This window comes from Sphaerospermopsis sp. FACHB-1194 (genome assembly GCF_014696235.1).
In the GTDB taxonomy this organism is placed as follows: Bacteria; Cyanobacteriota; Cyanobacteriia; order Cyanobacteriales; family Nostocaceae; genus Sphaerospermopsis; species Sphaerospermopsis kisseleviana.
On sequence record NZ_JACJPU010000086.1, the window covers coordinates 1 to 7,970 of the forward strand.

A 7,970-nucleotide genomic window follows, 5' to 3' on the forward strand; every position below is an offset into this window, starting at 1 on the left:
GAAAAAGAAAGATGGGCAATGGAAAACCAAAGGGATGAATGTTTTGCCGATATGTACGTACATCCCCAGGAAACAGACTATAATATTGATACATTATTTGAATTAATAGACGCTTCAGAATTAGACTTTGTAGGTTTTTCTAATCCAGGATTTTGGGATTTAGAAACACTATTGGGTAAAGCACCAGAGTTAATAGAAAGAGCAGGAAATTTAGGCGATGCCTCCGGCGGGCTACACCAACGCCAACGTTACCGCCTAATAGAATTACTGAATCCAGAAGTAACACATTACGAATTTTTCCTCACTCGTCCCCCATTAACCAAATACGACTGGACAGACGATAACAGCTTATTAGCAGCAACGCCAGAACTCAACCCTTGTATAGATGGGTTTCCCAGCAAATGTATATTTAACTATGATTACCAAATCATCAAATTATCAGATGCGGAATTTGAGTTTATGCAGAAATGTAATGGTGATGCCAAAATAGCCGATATTATCAAACAAACAGAGTTAGATTTAAACGGAGTCAGAAAACTAATAAAACAGCAATTACTTTTATTAACACCTGAATATTAGGTGTAGAGAATACTATGTAGGGTGTGGATAATCAATTCTAAGAAAGCCAAAATTCAGGAAGTTCATCCACATCTTCCACCAAAAAATCTCGATACACCCAGATACGAGAAGCATGATAAAGATCACTAAGAATAGGTTTTGCTACACCATTTTTATCCCAAGGTTGAAGATCAGAATCTAATTCACAGAAACCCACCCATGAAAATCCTTGTTGTTGCAAATCTTCAGCCCGGACAAGAATTGCCGCCAATACCGCCATATCATAAGGTTTTAATGAAGTATCCATTGCACCAATAGACACTTGCCTTTCTACTGGACTTTAGACTAAAAGAGAGCGATCATTTTCCCTGAGTCATTTTGTGTTTTTAGTCTAAAGTTCAGTTATATAACAAGGGAATTGGGAATTGGGAATTGGGAATTGGGAATTGGGAATAAATTCATTCTTCCCAATCACCCATCACCAAAAAAATATCACTCACCCCCTGAAAAAATTTGAGAATGAGCGATATTGCTAATAATCGAAAAAGTGCTAATTCCTAAAAGAAAGCAGCTTGATGACGAATCAAATTCAAAAATTCTTCACGGGTTTTTTGCTCATCTTGGAAAACACCAACCATAGAACTGGTAACAGTCCAAGAACCAGGTTTTTGTACACCACGCATCACCATACACATATGGGTAGCTTCCATCACTACAGCTACACCCTTTGGCTCAAGAATAGTTTGCACTGCTTCGGCAATTTGGCGAGTTAGTCTTTCTTGAACTTGTAAACGACGAGCATACATTTCCACAATTCGCGCCAATTTACTTAAACCGACAACTTTTTGATTCGGGATATAAGCAACGTGCGCTCTACCCATAAATGGCAACATATGATGTTCACAAAGACTGAAGAAATTAATATCTCGCACTAACACCATTTCTTCATGGCCTTCATCAAAAATCGCCCCATTCACCAGTTCTTCTAAGGATTGGTTATAACCACTGGTGAGAAATTTCATAGCTTCAGCTACGCGCTTTGGTGTTTTTAATAATCCTTCTCGTTCTGGATCTTCTCCAACACCGATCAGCATTGTCCGCACGGCTTCCATCATTTGCTCCGTGCTTTCCTCTGAGGGTGGGTGCAAATCTGCCTGTTTACCATTATGGGTATTGCGGTCAGGTCTGCTACTGATCACTTGCGCTAAATCAGGAATCAAAGGAGATTGTGAGCGATTAGAACCGTTAGAACTAGCAATAGTCATGGTATTAGTCTTGGTAATTGATAATTGATAATTGACAATTGATAATTGGTAATTGGTAATTGGTAATTGGTAATTGGTAATTGGTAATTGGTAATTGGTAATTGGTAATTGGTAATTGGTAATTGGTAATTGGTAATTGGTAATTGGGTTATTTATCTTTTTCCCAGTCACCAGTCCCCAGTCCCCAGTCACCAGTCCCCAGTCCCCAGTCACCAGTCCCCAGTCACCTGTCACCTGTCACCTAACAATTAAAGAACACCAGCATTAGACATCAATGTTAATTCTTCAATGACTGCTTCTTGTGGTAATAAAACAGTGTGCAGAATTGTCTGAGCTACTATTTCTGGAGTTAACATTTTGGTACGGTCAAAGTTAACATTAACTGTTTCCGTATCCCAAATTTCAGTATTGACAGCACCCGGACAAATTGCTGTTACACGAATGCCGTGGACTCGTTCTTCTTGTGCCAATGTTTGAGAAAGGGCGAGTAAACCAGCTTTGCTGACGCAGTAAGCCCCCCAACCAGCAAAAGCTTGTTTGGCAGCTATTGAGGCAATGTTAATAATTGTCCCTTTACCTCGTTGCCTCATTCCTGGCACAATTGCCATCATGCACTGAAAGACGCTGGTAATATTTAAATCCATTACCCGCTGCCAGTCTTCTAAGGAAGTATCGCTTAAATTGGCAGTGTATCCTATACCGGCATTATTTACCAAAATGTCTATGTCGCCAAATTCATCGGCGATCGCCTGAATTTTGGTTTTTACTTGGGCAACACTACCCAGATCAACGGTGAAAGCTTTTGCTTCTACTCCTATTTCTTTTGCTACTGCTGCTACCCCTTCTAACTTCTCCTGAGAACGGCTGACTAAAGCAACATCTATTCCCGCCTTGGCAAAGGCTAAAGCCGTTGCTTTGCCTATTCCACTGCTTGCACCAGTAATTAAAGCGCGTCTTTTCTGCTCAAAACTCATGGTATCTCCAATTTTTTTGGCAGTTTTGCTATTCACTACCTACCCAATCAGTTAAATAATTCTTAAAATCAGTTGATTTTATGCTCAATATTGCTAGAATCGTTTATCAATATGGGTATATTGCCTGTTATCAGCCTTACCTGTCAGATCCGAAAGTCTTGACGTGAATAATTAGGCTTTTATATCAGGCTGTTTCATGAATACACAACAAAATGCCTATAGCTGCTCAGATTGTTAAGAATCTTTAAGCTATAGGCAATTATAGCATTGTTGAATTGCTAATCAGATATAGTTATTATTTTTATTGAGCAATTTCGGTAAACACACCAATTTTTCTAAATTTCTCATAGCGCAGTTGACGGCGCTCGGCTGGTGTTAAGCGGTTAAGTTCATCCAAATTATCTAACAAAGCTTGTTTGAGGGTGGTAGCTGTGGTTAAGGGGTCAGAATGAGCGCCACCGATAGGTTCTGGTAAAATCTGATCAATAATGCCTAAGTTTTTGAGATCGTGGGAAACGATTTTTAATGCTACTGCGGCTTGGGGTGCTTTAGCTGCATCTTTCCACAAAATAGCAGCGCAAGCTTCTGGGGTAGCAACGGTATAAACCGAGTGTTCAAACATCAGGAGGCGATCGCCTACACCAATACCCAAAGCACCACCAGAACCACCTTCACCAATGACGGTACAGAGAATTGGCACATCAAAACAAAACATTTGCCGTAAATTATAAGCGATCGCTTCACCTTGTCCTTGATGTTCTGCTTCTATCCCCGCCCAAGCACCGGGGGTATCAATAAAGGTAATAATGGGCATACCAAATTTATTGGCGTGTTCCATTAACCGTAATGCTTTACGGTAGCCTCCAGGTGCAGCCATGCCAAAATTCCGGGCGACATTATCTTTAGTATCCCGGCCTTTTTGATGACCCAACATCACCACAGGTTGTCCACCCAAACGACCCACACCACCCACTAAAGCTGGATCATCACCTCCACAGCGATCGCCATGTAACTCCATCCATTCATCACTAATCGCCTGGATGTAATCTAATGTACTAGGACGGCGCGGATGTCTTGCCACTTGCAGTCTTTGAGATGGTGTCAAACTGCTAAAAATTTCCTCCCGCAGTTGCATCGCTCTAGTTTCCAGTTGGCGAATTTGCCCGGAAACATCCACACCATTTTCATCTGCTAGTTGCCGAATTTGATCAATGCGAGTAGCCAGTTCTGCTAAAGGCTTTTCAAAATCCAATAATAGGGGTTTGCGTTCAGTAGTTGCCATAGTTAGGGAATAGTGACTGGGGACTGGGGACTGGGGAATAGTGACTGGGGACTGGGGAATAGTGACTGGGTAATCAATTTTTTTCATGTTTCCCAATCACCAATCACCAATCACCAGCCTCTAAACTAATAATGGTCTAAAACCATGTTTAAGCGATAGTTGACCAATATATTCCATTTTGTCTACGGTAATCTGATTGCGCCCCCAAGAAAAGTTAGTGTATAACTTCTCAAATTCCAATAACATTGATTCCGCAAAACAAGCAAACAATTGCCGTTCTGGAACTTCCATATTCACGATTTTCATAATTTTCCAGTCAATATCCAGGGAATGCTCCACAATTCCACCATTTAACACATACACACCTGGATGCTGAATTTTTGTCCCTAAGTTTTTAGGATAGCCACCATCAATCAATAAACATGGTTGCTTTAACACTGTGGGGTCAATTTCTACACCTTTGGGCATACTCGCCACCCAAACTACAATATCTGCTTGGGGTAGTGCCTCTTCTAAACCCATAATCTTACCACGTCCTAATTCTGCCTGTAGTGCTTGCAGACGTTCTTGGTTACGGGCGATCAATAGTAGTTCTTGGACATCTGTTTTTTTATCCAGCCAGCGAGTAACTGCACTCCCAATATCACCAGTCGCCCCACACACTGCTACAGTTGCTTTTGAAAGTTCTATTCCTAATTGCTGGGAAGCTGCTTCTACCTGACGGCAAATAATATAAGCTGTATGGGTATTGCCTGTAGTGAACCGTTCAAACTCTAATGTGACATTACGGACTTGTTGAAACTGCTCTAAATTAAAGTTCTCAAAAATAATTGAAGAAAACCCACCCAAAGCCGTAATATCAATACCATGCTTTTGAGCATGAGCCATAGCATTCAGTATTTTGCGTGTTGCAGCCTTAATCCGCCGATTTGCCAACATTTCTGGCAAAAAGCAAGACTCTACATATTTTCCTTCAATTTTTTGACCTGTTACGCTGGTAACGGTGATGTGATCAACTATTTGCGGCGGGGCGCTACACCAAAAATCTAGCCCTTGATCGGCATATTCTGGGTATCCCAATTCTTGAGCTACAGATTGAGCGTGTTCTAAACTTGTCAGATGTCCAATTAGACCAAACATTAGTGATATTTTAGGCGTGTGCTATACAAAGCTGGTTATTAGAAATAATCTCTAATTCTTAAAAATACTATATAAGGTGTCTGAATAATGAGTAATTCCTGAAAGGAGTCAGGAGTCAGGAGTCAGGAGTTACAGGAGTTCAGGAGTTTTGATTTTTTCCCAGTCACCAGTCCCCAGTCCCCACTCCCCAGTCCCCAGTCCCCACTCCCCAGTGTCCCTAAACGGTTGCCAGTCCGTAGGCAGAAAGACGCATGATGTCACGGGTTGTAAAGCCAATGTTACTTAATGCTTCTCCGTATTGAATCATGAAGTCTTCTACCAAGGCATCTTTTTCCATGCCCAAGATTTTAGCATCATCAGCTACTTTGTTGAGCATTTGCCAGACAATAGGCAGGTTTTGACGGTTGGCTGCTTCTAATTCTGCTTTGGAATCTTCAAAGTTTGCTTCCAACCAAACCTCACCAAAGTTTAGATGACTATATTCGTCTTTAACTACACATTCAGTAATGTTGCGGGCAAAATCATCAGCTACAGGAATGTAGATGTTATAAGCTGCGATCGCAAAACATTCAATAATTAAAGATTGAATTAACAGACAAGTCACAACTTTACCGTCTGCTGCTGCTTTTTGGAAGTTTTCATGCAGTCCTGAGAAAAACTTCTTAGCAAACTGTATATCAGGAGTAACTGATAAATTGCGTCCACAAGCTTCAAAGCCTTTCTTGTGTTTGTTTTCCATCTTTGAAAGCTTGATCAGTTCATCTTTACTATTTGGCAACAGTTCAGCTAATCTGATGTAATTATGATATGCTTCTTCTTCCCCTTCAATTACAATCGCATTAATTCGGCTATAAGCATCTTTGTATTTTTCGCTCTGAAAATCAATTTCTTGAGTTTGTTCAACAAGTTGCTGCATAGTAGGTTGACTCCGTACCCCTAAATTATTTTGCTACTGAAATTTAATTCACCCACTCAATTGTGGGCAATCATCACTATTGTTTAATTTAACTTAACAAGAAGTTATGGTAATTAGATTAATTTTTACCAATTAGCACCCCATCAAAAGTCAAGTATTTCCATCCTTTATTCCCCGTTTTCTATAGTCTGACTAGGAAAAACCAATGATTTTGAAGTTATCAACCATGTCTAAACTCAACTGGAATTGGCAAAACACGAACTTTTGGAGCTTTTTACTGTTACTGCTAGGAGCATTCATAGTTTTACTACCATTATTCGTGGTTGTTCTCACTTCCTTTGCTCCTGTGGGTGCTACACCGGGAGTTGGGGGAGAAAATAACTGGACTTTGGCCAATTACCAGGAAGCTTGGGAACGAGGCAAGTTTTTACTGGCTTTTGCTAATTCTACCTTAGTAGCGATCGCAGTTACAGCTTTTCAGATTATCACATCTGCCCTGGCTGGTTACGCCCTCGCTAGGCTGAAATTTTGGGGTAAACAAGCAATACTACTAGTTATACTGGCCACTTTAGTCATTCCCTTTCAGTTATTGGTGATTCCCATTTTCCTGGTTTTGAAGTGGGGAAACATGATAAATACTTACTGGGCTTTAATTTTACCCACTGCGGTTAATGGTTTTGGGATTTTTCTGTTACGTCAATATTTCCAGACAATTCCCGTAGAATTGGAAGAAGCTGCTGCCATTGATGGAGCAAACCGACTGCAAATTTTATGGCAGGTAATGTTACCTTTAGCACGTCCCGCTTTAGTAACTCTATTTTTGTTCACCTTTATCGGTGAATGGAATGATTTATTTAAACCTTTGGTGTTTACAACCAAACCTGAATTAAGAACTGTACAACTGGCTTTAGCAGAATTTCAAGAACTGTTTACCAATAATTGGCCGCTGATGATGGCGGCTGTGACAATTGCTACTGTTCCTGTAATGGTGTTATTTTTGATTGGACAAAAGCAGTTAATTCGCGGTATTGCGACAACGGGGATTAAGAATTAGTCAGAATCAGGATATCCAGGATTTTAGGATTTACAGGATTAACAATTTGGTGATGATGAAAATTAATGTAAAGTAAGCCACTCCAACCAAACACATAAAAACACTAAACTCAAATTCTGTCATTAACAGAAAAGATGCAAAAGCTGGGTTTAGTTTTAATTATAGTCTCATTTTTACCCTGGTTAGCGATCGCTCTCATTTTACCATTTCTCCCACTTGCAGTTGCCCAAAAAGCCCTATTAGTACCAGCTTTATTGGTTTTTGCAGAAATTGTATTTTGGTTAGGTGCGCTACTTGTTGGTAAGGAAGTAATACAGCGATATCGGCGTTATTTGAATTTTCGTTATCTGCGAATATTGCTAAAAAGATGGAAACGGAAAAACAGAAAAAGATAGTACAGCAGGAGTCAGGAGTCAGGAGTCAGGAGTCAGGAGTCAGAATAAAAATCAAGTATACTTTATTTATCCCCCAAACAAATCATCCCTATACCATTTCTCTGTAACATTGCACTAAATCTTTAACGTCTTAATTTACTGTCTTCCTTTGTGTACTTTGCGTACTTTGCGGTTAGTAAAAAAAATTAACTGCAACTTCATAGAGCTTGTCCTAAGTTGACAATTTACTAGACAAACCTATACAAGTACATACCAAACTACAAGTATTTGACGTATACATGGAATAAGTTGACTAAAAAATTAGGCAAAATGTGTCAGAATTAAATAATAAAGTATAGTGTTGACATCAGCAAATGCTTTTATCCATCAAAACACAACTCAAGTTA

Annotated in this window: 10 protein-coding genes and 1 pseudogene; 5 read left to right on the forward strand and 6 right to left on the reverse strand. The window is 39.9% G+C overall.

All coding sequences use genetic code 11. The features are described from left to right. A pseudogene (locus H6F45_RS25525) lies at nucleotides 1-579 on the forward strand (SAM-dependent methyltransferase); the annotation flags it as partial. A 37-nt stretch (nucleotides 580-616) separates the two neighbouring features. Here the strand turns inward: H6F45_RS25525 and H6F45_RS25530 are convergent. Continuing rightward, nucleotides 617-880 (reverse strand): hypothetical protein, encoded by a 264-nt coding sequence (locus H6F45_RS25530; protein WP_137668857.1) that lies wholly within the window; start codon nucleotides 878-880, stop codon nucleotides 617-619. 235 nt (nucleotides 881-1,115) lie between these two features. Further along, nucleotides 1,116-1,823: a GTP cyclohydrolase I FolE gene (gene folE, locus H6F45_RS25535; RefSeq protein ID WP_096572641.1), complete on the reverse strand. Its 708-nt coding sequence runs from the start codon at nucleotides 1,821-1,823 to the stop codon at nucleotides 1,116-1,118. Nucleotides 1,824-1,959: 136 nt separating this feature from the next. Between folE and H6F45_RS27220 the strand changes: the two genes are divergently transcribed. After that, the gene (locus H6F45_RS27220; protein ID WP_277877034.1) at nucleotides 1,960-2,091 is read left to right on the forward strand and encodes a hypothetical protein; all 132 of its coding nucleotides are present in this window, start codon (nucleotides 1,960-1,962) and stop codon (nucleotides 2,089-2,091) included. Here H6F45_RS27220 and H6F45_RS25545 read toward each other — a convergent pair. The 4 genes from H6F45_RS25545 to H6F45_RS25560 form a co-directional block, all read right to left on the reverse strand. Beyond that, nucleotides 2,072-2,797 carry an SDR family oxidoreductase gene (locus tag H6F45_RS25545; RefSeq protein ID WP_137668860.1) on the reverse strand — a complete coding sequence of 242 codons (726 nt, stop codon included), beginning with the start codon at nucleotides 2,795-2,797 and terminating at the stop codon, nucleotides 2,072-2,074. The two genes, H6F45_RS27220 and H6F45_RS25545, sit on opposite strands and share 20 nt — an antisense overlap. 301 nt (nucleotides 2,798-3,098) lie before the next feature. Beyond that, nucleotides 3,099-4,079 (reverse strand): acetyl-CoA carboxylase carboxyltransferase subunit alpha, encoded by a 981-nt coding sequence (locus H6F45_RS25550; RefSeq protein ID WP_096567293.1) that lies wholly within the window; start codon nucleotides 4,077-4,079, stop codon nucleotides 3,099-3,101. 120 nt (nucleotides 4,080-4,199) lie between these two features. After that, entirely contained in the window at nucleotides 4,200-5,219 is a 1,020-nt protein-coding gene (locus H6F45_RS25555; protein WP_190348752.1) for a long-chain acyl-[acyl-carrier-protein] reductase, read from the reverse strand. 217 nt (nucleotides 5,220-5,436) lie between these two features. Next, nucleotides 5,437-6,135: an aldehyde oxygenase (deformylating) gene (locus tag H6F45_RS25560; protein ID WP_137668858.1), complete on the reverse strand. Its 699-nt coding sequence runs from the start codon at nucleotides 6,133-6,135 to the stop codon at nucleotides 5,437-5,439. 226 nt (nucleotides 6,136-6,361) lie between these two features. Here H6F45_RS25560 and H6F45_RS25565 point away from each other — a divergent pair, with 226 nt between their 5' ends. The 3 genes from H6F45_RS25565 (at nucleotide 6,362) to H6F45_RS27225 (ending at nucleotide 7,691) form a co-directional block, all read left to right on the forward strand. Then, nucleotides 6,362-7,189 (forward strand): carbohydrate ABC transporter permease, encoded by an 828-nt coding sequence (locus tag H6F45_RS25565; protein WP_096567287.1) that lies wholly within the window; start codon nucleotides 6,362-6,364, stop codon nucleotides 7,187-7,189. A 134-nt stretch (nucleotides 7,190-7,323) separates the two neighbouring features. Continuing rightward, nucleotides 7,324-7,584, forward strand: coding sequence for a transporter suffix domain-containing protein (locus H6F45_RS25570; protein WP_190348753.1), 261 nt, complete (start codon nucleotides 7,324-7,326; stop codon nucleotides 7,582-7,584). Beyond that, nucleotides 7,557-7,691, forward strand: a complete 135-nt coding sequence (locus H6F45_RS27225; RefSeq protein ID WP_277877035.1) for a hypothetical protein — start codon at nucleotides 7,557-7,559, stop codon at nucleotides 7,689-7,691. The genes H6F45_RS25570 and H6F45_RS27225 overlap by 28 nt, the downstream gene beginning before the upstream one ends. Nucleotides 7,692-7,970 lie beyond the last annotated feature (279 nt).

Bases quoted from the DNA above. Each gene is read 5' to 3' on its own strand.
- H6F45_RS25555 (WP_190348752.1), bottom strand. From the start codon at position 5,219: ATGTTTGGTCTAATTGGACATCTGACAAGTTTAGAACACGCTCAATCT.
- H6F45_RS25565 (WP_096567287.1), top strand. From the start codon at position 6,362: ATGTCTAAACTCAACTGGAATTGGCAAAACACGAACTTTTGGAGCTTT.
- H6F45_RS25560 (WP_137668858.1), bottom strand. From the start codon at position 6,135: ATGCAGCAACTTGTTGAACAAACTCAAGAAATTGATTTTCAGAGCGAA.
- H6F45_RS25570 (WP_190348753.1), top strand. From the start codon at position 7,324: ATGCAAAAGCTGGGTTTAGTTTTAATTATAGTCTCATTTTTACCCTGG.
- H6F45_RS25550 (WP_096567293.1), bottom strand. From the start codon at position 4,079: ATGGCAACTACTGAACGCAAACCCCTATTATTGGATTTTGAAAAGCCT.
- H6F45_RS25545 (WP_137668860.1), bottom strand. From the start codon at position 2,797: ATGAGTTTTGAGCAGAAAAGACGCGCTTTAATTACTGGTGCAAGCAGT.
- H6F45_RS27225 (WP_277877035.1), top strand. From the start codon at position 7,557: ATGGAAACGGAAAAACAGAAAAAGATAGTACAGCAGGAGTCAGGAGTC.
- folE (WP_096572641.1), bottom strand. From the start codon at position 1,823: ATGACTATTGCTAGTTCTAACGGTTCTAATCGCTCACAATCTCCTTTG.